The sequence below is a fragment of the Bacillus sp. 3103sda1 genome (assembly GCF_024159135.1).
GTDB classification, from domain to species: domain Bacteria; phylum Bacillota; class Bacilli; order Bacillales; family Bacillaceae_G; genus Bacillus_A; species Bacillus_A rhizoplanae.
Window position 1 is genome coordinate 404,906 of the sequence record NZ_JAMYWS010000001.1, and the last position, 15,830, is coordinate 420,735.

Sequence of the window (15,830 nt, forward strand, 5' to 3'; positions counted from 1 at the left end):
CCCCCCTCACCTCAAGATGAAGAGAAAAACGAGGAAGCTAGGTGGGGGGGAACTGCCCATTAAAGCCCGATTGGTTCAACTAACCATCAGTGGGGGATGAAAAAATCCCCACTGATGGAAGTTTCACTTTATAATGTTTCTGATTTTGGAGAAGGTGGTGTTACAGAAGCAGAAGAGCCCTCTGGTACGCGTGTTAACAGAAATCCACCGATAATAAATAATATGATAATACTTAAAACACCAGCGTTTGTTTTGCCTGTTAATTGCGTTGTGACACCGACGAGAACAGGACCCATAATGGCAGCGAATTTACCAAATATGTTATAAAATCCAAAGAATTCGTTTGCGGATTCTTTCGGAATGAGCTTTGCAAAATAGGAGCGGCTTAACGCTTGAATACCGCCTTGTGAAGTAGCAACGAGCATCGCTAAAATCCAGAAATCCAGCGTTGTTTTTAGGAAATAGGCGTACGTACAAATAATAATATAAATAATAATACCGACATATAGCATTTTCTTTCCGGTAAATGTTTCAGATAACTTGCCATATAACAATGCAAATGGGCAGGCAACGATTTGCGTAACGAATAAAATAATTAATAAATTTGTTGCACTAATCCCAAGGTCTGTTCCATATGCTGTTGACATTGTAATGATTGTGTCGACTCCATCAATATAGAAGAAATAGGCAAGGAGGAAGAAAAAAACAGTTCGGTATTGACGGATATTTTTAAATGTATAAGCAAGGCGTTTAAAGCTTGTCACAACAGGATTTGGATCGCGTTCGATAAAATAACGTTGTTCAACATTTTTTAACATAGGGATGGTAAAGAGTCCCCACCAAAGTGCTGTAATTGCGAATGAAATTTGGCTTGCCACGCCGACTGATAATGGGATGATACTTTTTTGTGAAAGAATAATAAGGGCCATGCAGCCGATAAATGGAATTGTGCTCCCGATATAGCCAAGAGCAAAGCCGCGTGTTGAAATACGGTTCATTCGGTCCTCTGTCGTCACATCTATTAAAAACGCATCGTAAAAAATATTTGCTCCTGCAAATCCAATTAAAGCGAGCATATAACAGCCAAGTAAGAGAATCCACTGCGAAGTTGGTACTACTGCCAACATACTTGTAAAAATAATGCCTAATAGGAAAAAGAATGTGAAGAAACGTTTCTTAAATCCTTTATAATCAGCAATTGTACCAAGAATTGGAGCAAGTATAGACACCATAAGTGTCGCAAAGGAATTTGCATATCCCCAATATGCAGTTGATGTTGTACCTGCAAGTCCAGCTTCTTTAGCGGCTGCTTTAAAGTAGATTGGAAATACAGCAGTTGTAATAACAAGTGAATACACTGAGTTTGCCCAGTCATATAATATCCAGCTTTTTTCCTGCCTGGACATTTTTTTCATATATGTTCCTCCCTCAACTAATCTAATGTTATTGTACAAAAAGGCGTTTATAAAAAAGAGAAACTAACTGAATGTTTACATATTTTTTACACAACTTTACAATTGCAATAACTCTTCTATTACAGTGCCATCTGTTTCACCAAGATGTAATCCAAGCAATCTTGCAATCGTAGGACCTTCATCAATAAGTCGCATACGTGGAATAATTGCTCCTTGACGAATACCCTTACCAGCTGCCATGAAAATTGTTTCGTAATTTGGTTTTGATGGAGAATAGCCATGAGTACCAAACGTATATTTTTTACTAGAGGTCACATCTTCTCTTGTAATCTCTCTTATCAGGTCTCCAGTATGATTTTCTAAAAAGTAATACCCTTCTCGAGCCTCAAGCATAAAGAGGCAATTTCCATCAGCTCCGCGATCTTTTGCTTCTTCATCTGTTAATAAAAACTCAATTCCGTTTTGGTCATCTTGCATGATTTCTTGCAGTAAACGGTGCAAACTTCCAATTGTGTCTGTATCATTTTTATCTTTTACGTATACATATGCTGAACCATCACAGCTTTGGCAATAAGCTTTCCAATTTGTTACTTCTCCTTTTTTATTCACAGTAAGGAATCCTTTTTCACGCAATAAGACATTTAATTGAATAGCCTTATGCTCATCTAATGCGCTATGATCCCCAAGTGCAATGATAGTTGTTTCTTCATAAATGCCGCTTTCTTTTAACGCCTCAACAATTGCACCTAGACGTTTGTCGTGGCGATGAATAGCTGCTACTGTTTCTTCAGAAGAAAATCCATGGTAATGGCGCTGTGTATCTAAATCGGTAAAGTGAACAAACATAAGGTTTGGCTTTTTCGTTTGAATTGTGTGTACCGCAGAAGCGAGAACAAAATTATCTAGCTCTGGTTGTGACAAACCGTTCCGAATATGACCAAAGCGCTGATTTAATTCTAGTTGATACAATGGACTTCCACTGAATAGGGAGACGAGTACTTGATTTTGCCATGGCCGATTTGGGAAAATTTCTGGCATGTTGTAATCAATTTTTGCTCTTCCTGTGACAGGCCATAGAAGTGCTGCTGTTTTTAAGTTTGCCTTTCGCGCTTCATCATAAAGGGTTGTTCCTTTAATAGAACGGCGGTACCAGTGCCAGTCGGGTGATTCTTTTCCAGGTTGCAGTAGTGTATTGTTTACAACACCATGTTTTGCAGGATAATTTCCTGTCACAATCGTTGCATGACTTGGATATGTAACAGATGGATAAATACTCTCGACTTTTTCAGCGTACGCACCATGTTTTAGTAAAGAACGAAAGTGAGGAAGTGTTTGTAATATAGGAAAATCTAAAGCCGATAAACAATCAAAAGATAAAACAATAACATGTTTTGTTGCAGGTTTGTTCATAGAAAATACCTCCACAAGTTTCTATATCCTATTTATATATATTACTATTAGTACTTTGTGATAAAAACTTATCTTTTAAAAAAGTATTTTTAAAATTTTCGGACTTTATAACATATAATATATTTAGGAGGAGAAGGGGGTGGAAAAGGTGGAGATCTTTTGGATAATCAGTATTATCACAACGGTTGTTGTTTTTTTTATTTCGTTTATGTTACGGAAAAGCTTTCCGAATCGTTCGTTTGACATTGCCTTTGGACTTATTGTGATTATAATTTGTTTCGTTTGTTTTTTATTCACATTGTTTTTCATTGGTGGATGGGAAGGCATGGCATATGGTTTTCTATGTTTCTTTATCCTAATCGGAACAATTACTGGGATGTTACTTCACCAAGTCGTAAAATTTTTTCGAGATAAATATATATAATACAAGTATAAAACAAAATAAAATGAAAAGAATATACAAGAATCAGAAAATTTTATATTGCTTTACAACAAAGTGTGTATTATGATAATCAACAAATTTATATCGTTATGACGATGAAAAAGGATTAGTACATGTTCAATCTTTTTGCAGAGAGAGAATCCAGTGGCTGAGAGATTCTTAAAAGATAATATGGAACCTACCTTTGAGTTCTGCATATGCAGCGGGAAATTCCCGTTATCAAACAAGAGAGCATATACATGTTGTATATGAATCAGGGTGGTAACGCCGGCAAAAGCTCGGTCCCTATTATAGGGACACGGGCTTTTTTTATTTTTTTGAAGGAGGAAAAGTAGATGGTAAAAGAACAAGTACAAGCCATTACAAAAATGGAAGAAGATTTCGCACAGTGGTATACCGATATTGTAAAGAAAGCTGAGCTTGTTGATTATTCAAGTGTAAAAGGATGTATGATTTTACGTCCATATGGTTATGGGATCTGGGAAAATATTCAAAAAGTGATGGACGGAAAATTAAAAGAAACAGGGCATGAAAATGTGTATATGCCAATGTTTATTCCAGAAAGTTTACTTCAAAAAGAGAAAGATCATGTGGAAGGTTTTGCACCAGAAGTAGCGTGGGTTACACATGGAGGAAGTGAAGAATTAGCAGAGCGTCTTTGTGTTCGCCCAACATCAGAAACGTTATTCTGTGAGCACTTCTCGAAAATTGTTCAGTCGTATAATGATTTACCAAAGTTATATAACCAATGGTGTTCAGTTGTACGTTGGGAAAAAACAACGCGTCCGTTCTTACGCACAACTGAATTTTTATGGCAAGAAGGTCATACAATTCATGAAACAGCGGAAGAATCACAGCAAGAAACGCTTAATATTTTAGATATATATGCGTCGTTTTGTGAAGAGTATTTAGCTATTCCAGTTATAAAAGGGCAGAAGACGGAAAAAGAAAAGTTTGCAGGTGCTAAAGCAACTTATACAATTGAAAGTTTAATGCATGATGGTAAGGCACTACAGACGGGCACGTCACATAACTTTGGCACTAACTTCACCGAGGCGTTTGATATTAAATTTTTAGATCGAAATGGAAAATGGCAGTATGCACATCAAACATCTTGGGGTGTAACAACGAGAATGATTGGTGCACTTATTATGGTGCACAGCGATAATAATGGACTTGTGTTACCACCAAAGATTGCGCCAACGCAAGTGATGATTGTACCAATTGCCCAGCACAAAGAAGGCGTGTTAGAAAAAGCAACTGAGCTTCAAACTCGTATTCAGAAAGTTGCGCGTGTGAAAATGGATGCAAGCAACAAAACACCAGGCTGGAAGTTTAATGAATATGAGATGAAGGGAGTACCAATTCGCTTAGAAGTAGGGCCGAAAGATATTGAAAAAAATCAAGTTGTCCTTGTACGCCGTGATACAAAAGAGAAAGAATTTGTATCTATAAACGAATTAGAAGAACGTATTACAACATTACTTGATGACATTCAGCGGTCTCTTTTTGAAAAAGCAAAAGTATTTCGTGAAGAAAAAACATATATAGCTACTACTTTTGAAGAAATGAAACAAGTAGCAGAAGAAAAACAAGGGTTTATTAAAGCGATGTGGTGCGGAAGCCTTGCTTGTGAAGAGAAGTTGAAAGAAGAAGTAGGTGTTACATCACGTTGTATGCCATTTGAACAAGAGGAATTAGCTAAACAATGTGTGTGCTGTGAGAAAGATGCGAAGCATATGGTGTATTGGGGTAAGGCGTATTAAGTAGTTCAAATGATTTATTTTAATTTAAAAGAAAAAAGAGTGAAATCCAAACACAAAAGGATTTCACTTTTTAAAAATTTTTATAAGGTATATAGCTGCTACCATAGCTTTGTCAATCAACATTTTGAGCTGTTAGAAAATTAGGTTCGTATAATAAATGAGAAGGATAACTCTTTTATCCCACCCACAGCATTGGCCCCGCCTTCGCCATATGCTTTGATAGCCACCGGTGCTATCCTACCTATAATCAATATAACAGAAAGCGCTTACAATGTGAAAGGTTAAATAAAAAAATTGTGCATAGATTGTTCGATAAATTTCTACTTCTTACATCAGTATGATGAAATCAAATAGGTGTTTTCGTATAATTGATAAATTATTCTTTTTCTCAATCTATGAAAAATGCTACAATATAAAGAAAGAATACAATATTTTCCTAGGTGGAAAGTGATTTGTAGAAAGGAAGAGACTTCATGCCTATTATTTTAGAAAAAGGACAGAAGATCGACTTAACGAAAGGACAACCTGGTCTAACAAAGTTACAAGTTGGTTTAGGTTGGGATCCGATGGGAAAATCAGGTGGATTTTTATCTTCATTGTTTGGAAGTAAGCCAAATATTGACTGTGATGCATCTGTAATTATGCTTGAAAATGATCGCTTTTTAAATAAACATGACCTTATTTATTTTGGAAATAAATTATCTTCTTGCGGAAGTATTGTTCATTCAGGTGATAATTTAACAGGTGAAGGAGCGGGCGATGATGAAACGATCTTTGTGGAACTATCAAAAGTTCCATCTAGAGTGAACCGCTTAATATTTGTTGTAAATATTTATGATTGTGTGAATCGTCGTCAAGACTTTGGAATGATTCATAATGCGTATATTCGTATTCAAAATCCACAAACACATGAAGAGTTGGTACGTTATAATTTAACGGATAACTACGGCGGAAAGACGACGCTAATTGCTGGTGAAATATATCGTGATAACAGTGAATGGAAATTCTCTGCAATTGGAGACGGAGCACAAGCTAAAAACTTAAGCGAAATTGTAACACGTTATCAATAATCTCTAAGGAGGCGCTATATATGGCAGCTATTTCATTACAAAAAGGACAAAAAGTAGATTTAACGAAAACAAATCCAGGTCTTTCAAAAGTAATTGTTGGTCTTGGCTGGGATACAAATAAATATGATGGACAAGCTGATTTTGATTTAGACGTAAGTATTTTCTTAGTTGGTGCAAACGGTAAAGTTGGTGGAGGAGAAGATTTTGTTTTCTACAACAATCCAACTGGAGCGAATGGTTCTGTACAGCATTTAGGGGATAACCGTACAGGAGACGGTGCAGGAGACGATGAAACAATTAAGGTAGATTTGAAAAATGTTCCTGCGCATATTGAACGCATTTGTTTTACGATTACAATTTATGATGGAGAAGGTCGTCGTCAAAATTTTGGACAAGTATCTAACTCCTTTGTACGCATTTTAGATGAAGAGAAGAATACAGAGCTAATTCGCTATGATTTAGGTGAAGACTTCTCAATTGAAACAGCGGTTGTAGTAGGTGAATTATATCGCCATAACAATGACTGGAAGTTCAATGCGATTGGAAGCGGCTTCCAAGGCGGATTAGCAGCTTTATGTAAAAACTTTGGTTTAGATGTAGAGTAAAGAATCTGTGTAAATAGAGGTGAATAGATATGGTCATTCAGTTACAAAAAGGCCAAAAAATTGATTTAGGTAAGACAAGCCCAGGCCTTACGAAAGCAATGATTGGTCTTGGCTGGGATATTAAACAATATGACGGCGGATCTGATTATGATTTAGATGCATCGGCTTTCTTATTAAATCAAGATGGTAAATGTACGAAGGAAACAGACTTTATCTTTTATAATAATTTACAATCTCCTTGTGGTTCTGTTACACATACAGGTGATAATCGAACTGGAGAAGGTGAAGGTGATGATGAGCAATTAGTTGTTGACCTAAGTAAGGTACCGGCTGATGTACATCGTATTGCCATTACAGTAACGATTTATGATGCGGAGGGGCGCCGTCAAAACTTTGGACAAGTTGCCAATGCTTTTGTTCGTTTAGCCAACGAAGAAACACATGAAGAAGTGATTCGCTATGATTTAGGGGAAGATTTCTCCATTGAAACAGCAGTTGTCTTTTGTGAATTATACCGTCATAATGGACAGTGGAAGTTTAATGCTGTCGGAAGCGGCTTCCAAGGTGGACTAGGTGCGCTTGTAAGAGCGTACGGCTTGGATGCGTAAGAAGGAAGCGACTTTCGTTTCCTTCTTTTCCGCTTTTTAGAAATTTACAAAGAGAATAGGAGTCAACAACGATATGGAGATTTTACACGGAATCCTTGATACGTATGCCCAGTTCTTTGATTGGGATATGTGGGTAAAAGTATTAACAGATCCAGTATCTTGGGGATTAATTGGTACGCTTGTTGTTTTGGAAGGGTTGTTATCTGCTGATAACGCACTTGTATTAGCGGTTATGGTAAAACACCTTCCAGCAGAAAAGCGTAAAAAAGCTTTATTTTACGGACTTATTGGTGCGTATGTATTTCGTTTTCTTGCCATCGGAATTGGTATGTACTTAATTAAATTATGGTGGGTAAAAGTGTTTGGTGCCCTTTACCTTGCATGGCTTTCTTTGAAACACTTCATTGATAAATCTAAAGAAAATGAAGACGAAGAAGCTCATGGTATGAAGCAAGATAGCATTCTATTTAGAATGTTTGGCATGTTCTGGGGAACAGTTGTAATGGTCGAACTAATGGATATCGCGTTCTCTGTAGATAGCGTTCTTGCGGCATTTGGTGTTTCAAATGAAGTATGGATTTTGCTTCTTGGAGGAATGCTTGGTATTTTAATGATGCGTGGTATTGCAGGTGTATTTTTAAGATTACTAGAACGTATTCCAGAGCTTGAAACGACAGCATATATATTAATTGCAATTATTGCTGTAAAAATGTTCCTTTCTGTATTCCATATTGAAATGCCGCATTGGATGTTCTTTACGATTTTAGTTGTTGCATTTGGGGCTACATTTATTGTGCATAATATGAAAACATCTCGCCAAACTCGTGAAGAGGTGGCGGCTTCTAAGAAAGAAGATTAATAGGTTAATAGACTAAATGGGCTTGCTCTTTACATGGGCGCCCATTTTTTATAAACGTTTCGTTTGGAGGTGAACGAGTGTGTTTTCACGTTTTATATTTCACCCACATGCATTAAGCGGGGAAGAAGCATTTAAACAATTTGAAATGGGTTTAGCAAAGCGCCCGCATTATGAATTGACAGAGAATGATATACATTTTAGCTATGTCGGATGCCGCATTCTTGGTGTACCGAATGATGTGGATGGATACTATAACCAGTTATTTGATTATAGTCAAAATGAGAATATCACCGTGTTTCATGAACAAAATTTAAATAAAGTCATTCCTTCAGAGAAGCTTCGTGATATTCAAGAAGTTTTTTCATTACATCAACAAGCACCAAACGGCTTAACTGTAAATCGTCTCGTTGCTCATTTGTCGGGAAAACGTTTGTTGCCTGAAGTTGACCATCCAGATATACAACACTACATACATACAACTTTTATTTCAATTTTAAAGCTGTACGAAAAACAGCACAATCAATCGTTAAAAACAGAGGGTTTCCGCCGTTTTTTAATTGATATGATTAAGCTAAGTGAAAATTACGTTTCAAAATGGTTTTCACAAAAGGATTACAAAGTACAAATGCCTCAAATTATATGGTATGGTGATGCGTCAGAGAGTCAAATTTACTTTTTATACTTTCTTATTATGCTCGGATGTGATGTATTGTATTATCATCCAGAAGGAAAAGATGGATTTGCACAGGTCGATGAAGAAAATCGAACATTTGTAATTTCGCATCCGAGCCGGATTTCACTTGAACCATTTCCAGATAAAAAGCGGGAGCGCGTTGCAACAGTTGCATATCAAGCGTCGAAAGAAATTGAGCAAGTGCTTCATCATGATAATTCACTCTTATATAAACCGTGGCAATTTCGAGCATATACGCCAGTTGCGCGTACATTAAAGACAACATATGATGAACTGTTTATCCTTACGAAAGAGAAGGCATTTATAAGACCAACATTCTTTGTAGAAAATCAACATATTTATATTCCATCGTTATTCGCAAAAGTGTCCGGTGTTTCTAAAAATGAGAAAGAATATTTTCAAAGATTGAAAATGTTAACATCGTATGAAAACAGTATATTAATAAATCAATTTCCGTTTACGAAAGAACAGAAAGCCAATTTTCAATTCCATTATCGCGATGCATTAGATCGTTCTGGAAAGCTTCATGCACAGAAAATCCTTCAAAGTCATTGGTGGCCGCATAAACGCTTACCGGAAGGATTACAATACGGCATTGCTGAAGCGATTATTCATACATGTGAAAGTAAGGTTTACAAGAGAATGGGAACAGAGATAGAGCAAGATGCTGCTTTATATGTGTTTGCGCAGCTTTCACAAATTCCGCCGAACATACTTGAACAGCTTGAGAAATTCGACTATTCGCAAGAAGTACCAAAAATAGTCATATTTAACAACGAAAAAAGTGGAGAGCTTACGCGTTCCGATGCGGTATTAATGCTCTTTTTAAATCACATTGGTGTAGATGTTTTACATTTTAATCCGACAGGACGTAATGATATTGAGCAGTACATTGAAGCGGGAGCTTTTGACTCACATTGGTTAGAAGAAGTGAGTTTTGATGTAGAGTTTCACGGCCCATCGGCCTATAAAAATTTATCAAATACTTTAAAAGGGCTATTTCGTCCATTTTTATAAAGGAAGGAAGATCCATATATGAATCCGATTGTATTAGATTCAAAAACAACAGAATTGAACGAGCAAACATCACAAGATATTCGTCTCCAGTTAAGACAAGATCCTGAAGTACAGCGCATCTATAATGCGGTGGATATAAAAGATCAATTGGAATTAATTGAGCTAGGAAAAGAGCCATCTGTAGAAATTTCTCGATTTGCTGATCAAATTTTACAGACGATGACATTATCTAAGGTAGAAGATTCCGGTGAGCTATTAAAACAGCTTGGGAAAATTATGGACAAGTTTGACAGTAAGGATTTCGTTGAAGAAAAAGGCGGTTTTTTCTCTCGTTTATTTAAAAAAGGAAATCAAATGATTGAACAAATCTTTAATAAGTATCAAACGATGGGACGCGAAATGGATAAAGTATACGTGGAAATCACGAAATATCAAGATGAAATGAAGCGTTCAATCGGTACGTTAGATGGTTTGTATGATCAAAACTTAAAATACTATTTAGATTTAGAGAAATACGTTGTTGCGGGTGAAATGCTACTTGAGCGTCTGCAAACAGAATTAGTTCCAATGTATGAAGAGCGCGTTCGTAACAATGATCAACTTGCAGGAATCGAGCTGGAATCATTAAAAAACTCTGTAGAGATTTTAGAGCAACGCATTGACGATTTAGAAAAAGCGCGTATGGTTGCACTATTAACAGCACCGCAAATTCGTATGATTCAACGTGGTAACAACAAGTTAATAGGGAAAATTAATACAGCGTTTATTACGACAATTCCTATTTTTAAAAATGGTATTATTCAAGCCGTAAATGCAAAACGTCAAAAGCTTGTTGCTGATTCAATGGCAGAACTTGATCGCCGCACAAACGAGCTATTGAAGAGAAATGCACAAAATATCGCGACGCAAAGTGTAGAAGTAGCAAAATTGGCGGGTTCTTCAAGTATTAAGATGGAAACTCTTGAAGAGACTTGGAACATTATCTCTAAAGGTGTTCAAGAAACAAAACAAATTGAAGAGCAAAACAAACGTGAGCGTGAAGAAAGCCGTAAGCGTATGGCAGACTTAACGGATAGAATTAAAAAGGAAATGCAAGGATAATGACTGATATGAAGTGAAACTTCCATAAGTGGGAGGCTTACTGCCCGCGAATAGCGAGATAAAAAAGGCAATGAGGATGCTCCTCATTGCCTTTTTATTTTATTTTTTAATTAATGAGCCTAATTCTTCTGTAATAGCTTGCATCTCACTAATACTAAATGTTTCGCGTTTCATAACGTGTTCATAAATGTCACGTAAATCTTCATACATATCTTCATTGAAATTTGAAGCTCTCATTGCTCCGGCGTTTACCATGCGTAATTTTTCTTTAATTGCTTCTACCATATATTCAACGTTTTCTTGTGTTTTTACAGATAAATCCACGAAAGTGCCCCCTTTTAAAGTAACATAGACTTATCTTAACATTTTTTATCATTTTCGTTAACGGAAGTTTGAACTCGTATTAAATTAGTACCTATTTCCTTTATAAGTAATTGTTGATTGTTTATACTAAATATAACAAATGCATCATGAAGGGAAGAAACAAATATGGTTCGAGTTTTATTTGTTTGTTTAGGAAACATTTGTCGTTCTCCGATGGCAGAAGCAATTTTTCGTGAGCTTGTAAAAAAGGAAGGATTAGAACAAGCGATTACTGTTGATTCTGCTGGAACCGGAGATTGGCATATCGGTCACCCGCCTCATCATGGCACACAAAAAATTTTAACAGAAAATGAAGTGTCCTTTGAAGGAATTAAAGCACGTCAAGTAGAAAAAGAAGACTTAACAAAGTTTGATTACATAATTGCAATGGACAATAAAAACTTAGACGACTTAAAGGCTTTAGGAAAAGCAGGCGACTATATTGGCAGACTATCCGATTTTGTTCCAGACGGTGGCTGGACAGATGTTCCGGATCCATATTTTACAGGGAACTTTCAAGAAGTATATGACCTTGTAACAGAAGGATGTGCAAAATTGTTAGCGTTCATTCGAAATGAGCAAGGAATATAAGGATGTTAGTTCAGAAAGTATAATGTGAAACTTCCATTGGTGAGCATCGCTACTTATGGTTAGTTAAACCAATCGAGCTCTTATGGGGAGGTACCTCAAGGCTATCACCTTTAGGATTCATTGTCCGTTAGAGTGAGATAACTTTCTAACAAAATAGATGAAAGGGTGAAGGAATATGGAAAAGAAGGGAAATATTGTACGAAACATTGCGATCGGTGTGGCAGCAGGTGTGGCGGTTTCTATGTTAAAGAAAGAAAATCGTGAGAAAGTGAAGTATACGGCAGGAAAAGCGAAAACAAAAATGATTGAAATTGGTGAAAATGCAAAGCTAAAAGAGAAGATGCAAACAGTTACAGATAAAGGGCGCGAAATTGCTGACTTTAATGTTGTAAAAGCAAAAGTGGCAGAAATTAAAAAATTAACGCCAGCTGTTGTTGAAACATTAAAAGAGACGAAAGATATTTTTAACAAGAAGAAGAATAATGCGAAAGAGAAACCAGAAACAATTGAAATTCAAGCGGTTGTACCAACAGAAGAGCTAAAGACGGAAGAAGAACTGATTGTAGCAGAAGATAGCGGTACGAAGGAATCTATTGTAGAAGAGAAGAAGTCAGAAGCGTTTATTGAGCTAGAACAAAATCAAGAAGAAAAGAAAAGCGTTTAAAAAAGATGAGAACATTTTTACAACAAGCAAGAACTCATCATGTTTTCACATTTGGGAAAGACTTATATGATCGAACAATGCGAGATGATGTGGCAGGCTTATCAGCACAGCTTGCCTATTTCTTCTTGCTTTCTATGTTTCCAGCACTTGTTTTTTTAATAACTCTTCTTGGATATATTCCAATTCAGACAGAAGATGTATTAGGCTTTTTACAGAATTATGCTCCTGAAGATGTATTGAGTTTAATTGAAACAAATGTAGATACAATAGTAAGTGAACAAAATGGCGGATTATTATCGTTTGGTTTACTTGCAATGTTATATTTTGCTTCGAATGGTGTAAATGCTGTGATGAAGGCATTTAATCGTGCTTATGATATTACTGAAACACGTTCATATATTGCAACAAGAGCATTGTCAGTTGTATTAACATTAGCAACGATTTTTATGATTGTTTTTGCTTTAATTTTACCTGTATTTGGCCAAGTAATTGGATCAGCAATTTTTAAAATTTTAGGTTTATCTCATGAATTTTCCCTTGTTTGGAGTATTGTTCGATTACTATTAAGTTTTCTCGTATTATTTGGTTTATTTTGCTTTTTGTATAAATTTGCTCCAAATCGTCATGTAAATAGAAGAGAAGTGATAACAGGAGCATTATTTGCTACAATCGGATGGATTGTGGCATCGTATTCATTTGCATTCTATGTCGATCACTTTGGAAATTATTCTAATACATACGGTAGTCTCGGTGCTATTATTATTTTAATATTATGGTTTTATTTAACTGGCTGGGTGATTTTGCTTGGTGGAGAAATTAACGCACTCTTGAATTATTATCGAACGAGTGACAATAATTCCCGTAATCAAAAGTAACCTTCTGTTCCATACTAAAAGGGAATAGGGGGGATTATTCATGGGCCAAAATAAAACTGGCAATAGCAAAAACGATAAAAACCAACGTAAACAACACAGCAGCTCACAGCCAAAACATAAAACGAGCAGCAGTGCAAACGGACATAACGGTTATCATTAAAAAAAGGGTTCCATATTGGAACCCTTTTAATTATTTGCTTTTAATAATCGTAACCCATTTAAAATAACGAGAATGGTACTTCCTTCATGACCGATGACACCTAATGGAAGTGCTAAAAATTGTAGGAAGTTCGAACAAATGAGCAGCATAATTACTGTCAACGAAAAGGTAACGTTTTGCTTTACAATACGATTCATTCGTTTTGATAAGCGAATTGCTTGTGCTAAGCGAGAAAGTTCATTTTTCATCAAGACAACATCTGCAGTTTCTAAAGCAACATCAGTTCCTTCTCCCATCGCAACTCCAATACTTGCTGTGGCTAATGCAGGAGCATCATTAATGCCATCACCGACCATTGCCACTGTACCATATTTCTTTTTCAATTCTTTTATTGCTTCCACTTTTGTTTCTGGTAAGCAAGATGCATAATACTCTTTAATATTACTTTCAGCAGCGATGGTTTTTGCCGTTTGTTCATTATCGCCTGTAATCATAATCGCTTCGATACCAAGGCCTTGAAGCTCGTGAATTGCTGCAATTGTTTCTTGGCGTAGTGTATCTTTCAAGGCGATAATACCAAGAATACCTTTCTCATCGCCTATATATACAACAGTTTTTCCTTCTTGTTCTAAATGTGTTGAAACGCCGTTATGGAATAATGTTGCTTCTGCACCGATAAAATCAGCTTTCCCGATTTTATAAGCTTTGTTTTGCAGTATTCCTTTCAAGCCAAATCCGGTTACATCTTCTACGTTTTCTGGTTTTGTTAATGTAATATCATATGCGTGTTTTGCATATTTAACAATTGATTCTGCTAGAGGATGTGTAGAATGACTTTCAATAGATGCTGTAATGTACAGTAACTCTTTTTCAGATACTCCATCACGGGTATATACATCTGTTACTGTTGGTTTTCCTTGTGTTAATGTACCTGTTTTATCAAAGGCAATGGCTTTTAATGAAGCGAGTCTTTCTAAATGAACACCGCCTTTAAATAAGATGCCATGCCTTGCACCGTTTGAAATCGCCGATAACGTAGCTGGTGTAATGGCTGCAACGAGCGCACAAGGAGAAGCAACAACGAGTAGAATCATTGCCCGGTAAAATGTTTCATTCCAGCTCCAGTCAAGAGCATAGTGAGGAACAAACATCATGAGCCCTACAACAAGAAGTACTCCTTTCACATATGTTCCTTCAAATTTTTCAATAAAAAGTTGTGAAGGAGATTTTTCACTTTGTGCATTTTGCACGAGACGAATAATTTTTTGGAACAATGTTTGATCGCTATGTTTTGTGATTTCCACTTCAATGGCACCGCGCAAGTTAACCGTTCCCGCGAATACTTCGTCGCCTGGTCTCTTTTCATTTGGAATTGGTTCACCTGAAATGGCAGCTTCATCAATATTTGTTTCGCCAGTGTGAATTACACCGTCAGCAGGAATACGTTCACCTGGCTTAATTAAAATGATGTCACCAATATGCAGCTGCTGGACTGAAATACGTTCTTCTACTCCGCGAGAGATGCGCAGTGCTTCTTCAGGTTGTAAGTCGAGCAGTGCTGAAATTTCTTTTTGACTTTTATCCAGCGTGTAAGCTTCCATAGCTCCGCTTAAAGCGAAGATAAAGATTAATATGGCACCTTCTGTCCAGTAGCCGATAATGGCTGAGCCGATAGCCGCAAAAATCATGAGCATTTCGACGTTCAGCTCTTTTTCTGCAATTGTGTCTTCAATCCCTTCTTTTGCTTTGGCATAACCTCCAATTACATAAGCTAATACGTAAAATATGGTTGCAGCTGTTGTAATATCATTCTTTGTTAGTAACCAACCTGCCAAAATAAAAATTCCAGATGTAATCGCAAAAATGAGTTCATAATGTTTTTGGAATGTTTCCAACCAGGATGGAGAAGTTGGCGTTGTTGTTTGTGTTGATAATACTTTTACTTGTGAATTCATAGCTTTTTACTCCTTTCTATTGAGAAAAAGAATCATCATCGAAACCCTTATAAAATGACGAAAGCTGCCATCCATACGGATAGCAGCATTTCTTAGAAAACACATTCTGTGTAGTTATTCACTTTATTATTATTCTAAATTGTAACATATGTTTCCACTTATAGAAAGATTTTTTATTTAATGATTAGAAGTGAAAATACTTGTGTTTTTGAGTTTGCTTTGTTATATATGAATA

At 36.3% G+C, this 15,830-nt stretch carries 15 protein-coding genes and 1 other annotated feature; of the genes, 11 read left to right on the top strand and 4 right to left on the bottom strand.

Features of this window, described 5'->3' with window-relative positions; all coding sequences use genetic code 11:
* Positions 1-128 precede the first annotated feature (128 nt).
* Both NKR74_RS02055 and NKR74_RS02060 read right to left on the bottom strand, forming a co-directional pair.
* Positions 129-1,415, bottom strand: coding sequence for an MFS transporter (locus NKR74_RS02055; protein ID WP_098309107.1), 1,287 nt, complete (start codon positions 1,413-1,415; stop codon positions 129-131).
* 96 nt (positions 1,416-1,511) lie between these two features.
* Positions 1,512-2,825 carry an alkaline phosphatase family protein gene (locus NKR74_RS02060; RefSeq protein ID WP_098309106.1) on the bottom strand — a complete coding sequence of 438 codons (1,314 nt, stop codon included), beginning with the start codon at positions 2,823-2,825 and terminating at the stop codon, positions 1,512-1,514.
* A gap of 148 nt (positions 2,826-2,973) precedes the next feature.
* Between NKR74_RS02060 and NKR74_RS02065 the strand changes: the two genes are divergently transcribed.
* The 8 genes from NKR74_RS02065 to NKR74_RS02100 all read left to right on the top strand — a co-directional run bounded on the left by NKR74_RS02065 (position 2,974) and on the right by NKR74_RS02100 (position 10,987).
* Entirely contained in the window at positions 2,974-3,249 is a 276-nt protein-coding gene (locus NKR74_RS02065; protein ID WP_253628485.1) for a YesK-like family protein, read from the top strand.
* A gap of 104 nt (positions 3,250-3,353) precedes the next feature.
* Positions 3,354-3,557, top strand: a binding site (T-box leader).
* A gap of 45 nt (positions 3,558-3,602) precedes the next feature.
* Positions 3,603-5,033, top strand: coding sequence for a proline--tRNA ligase (gene proS, locus NKR74_RS02070; RefSeq protein WP_253628486.1), 1,431 nt, complete (start codon positions 3,603-3,605; stop codon positions 5,031-5,033).
* 473 nt (positions 5,034-5,506) lie between these two features.
* Positions 5,507-6,103: a TerD family protein gene (locus tag NKR74_RS02075; RefSeq protein ID WP_253628487.1), complete on the top strand. Its 597-nt coding sequence runs from the start codon at positions 5,507-5,509 to the stop codon at positions 6,101-6,103.
* A 20-nt stretch (positions 6,104-6,123) separates the two neighbouring features.
* Positions 6,124-6,708: a TerD family protein gene (locus NKR74_RS02080; protein WP_253628488.1), complete on the top strand. Its 585-nt coding sequence runs from the start codon at positions 6,124-6,126 to the stop codon at positions 6,706-6,708.
* Positions 6,709-6,737: 29 nt separating this feature from the next.
* Positions 6,738-7,316 carry a TerD family protein gene (locus tag NKR74_RS02085; protein ID WP_253628489.1) on the top strand — a complete coding sequence of 193 codons (579 nt, stop codon included), beginning with the start codon at positions 6,738-6,740 and terminating at the stop codon, positions 7,314-7,316.
* Between the two features lie 73 nt (positions 7,317-7,389).
* On the top strand, positions 7,390-8,175 hold the full coding sequence (locus NKR74_RS02090; RefSeq protein WP_098311129.1) for a TerC family protein: 786 nt from the start codon (positions 7,390-7,392) through the stop codon (positions 8,173-8,175).
* A 79-nt stretch (positions 8,176-8,254) separates the two neighbouring features.
* Positions 8,255-9,886 (top strand): YceG family protein, encoded by a 1,632-nt coding sequence (locus NKR74_RS02095; protein WP_253628490.1) that lies wholly within the window; start codon positions 8,255-8,257, stop codon positions 9,884-9,886.
* An 18-nt stretch (positions 9,887-9,904) separates the two neighbouring features.
* On the top strand, positions 9,905-10,987 hold the full coding sequence (locus tag NKR74_RS02100) for a toxic anion resistance protein (RefSeq protein WP_098311127.1): 1,083 nt from the start codon (positions 9,905-9,907) through the stop codon (positions 10,985-10,987).
* A 99-nt stretch (positions 10,988-11,086) separates the two neighbouring features.
* Here NKR74_RS02100 and NKR74_RS02105 read toward each other — a convergent pair whose 3' ends face one another.
* The gene (locus tag NKR74_RS02105; protein WP_098311126.1) at positions 11,087-11,311 is read right to left on the bottom strand and encodes a DUF1128 domain-containing protein; all 225 of its coding nucleotides are present in this window, start codon (positions 11,309-11,311) and stop codon (positions 11,087-11,089) included.
* Between the two features lie 165 nt (positions 11,312-11,476).
* On the opposite strand from NKR74_RS02105, the gene NKR74_RS02110 reads away from it, so the two are divergent.
* The 3 genes from NKR74_RS02110 to NKR74_RS02120 all read left to right on the top strand — a co-directional run bounded on the left by NKR74_RS02110 (position 11,477) and on the right by NKR74_RS02120 (position 13,480).
* On the top strand, positions 11,477-11,941 hold the full coding sequence (locus NKR74_RS02110; RefSeq protein WP_253628491.1) for a low molecular weight protein-tyrosine-phosphatase: 465 nt from the start codon (positions 11,477-11,479) through the stop codon (positions 11,939-11,941).
* A gap of 175 nt (positions 11,942-12,116) precedes the next feature.
* Entirely contained in the window at positions 12,117-12,605 is a 489-nt protein-coding gene (locus tag NKR74_RS02115) for a DUF4075 domain-containing protein (protein WP_098311124.1), read from the top strand.
* 5 nt (positions 12,606-12,610) lie between these two features.
* The gene (locus tag NKR74_RS02120) at positions 12,611-13,480 is read left to right on the top strand and encodes a YihY/virulence factor BrkB family protein (RefSeq protein ID WP_253628492.1); all 870 of its coding nucleotides are present in this window, start codon (positions 12,611-12,613) and stop codon (positions 13,478-13,480) included.
* A gap of 186 nt (positions 13,481-13,666) precedes the next feature.
* On the opposite strand, the gene NKR74_RS02125 is transcribed toward NKR74_RS02120, so the two are convergent.
* Positions 13,667-15,595: a heavy metal translocating P-type ATPase gene (locus NKR74_RS02125; protein WP_253628493.1), complete on the bottom strand. Its 1,929-nt coding sequence runs from the start codon at positions 15,593-15,595 to the stop codon at positions 13,667-13,669.
* Positions 15,596-15,830: the final 235 nt, after the last annotated feature.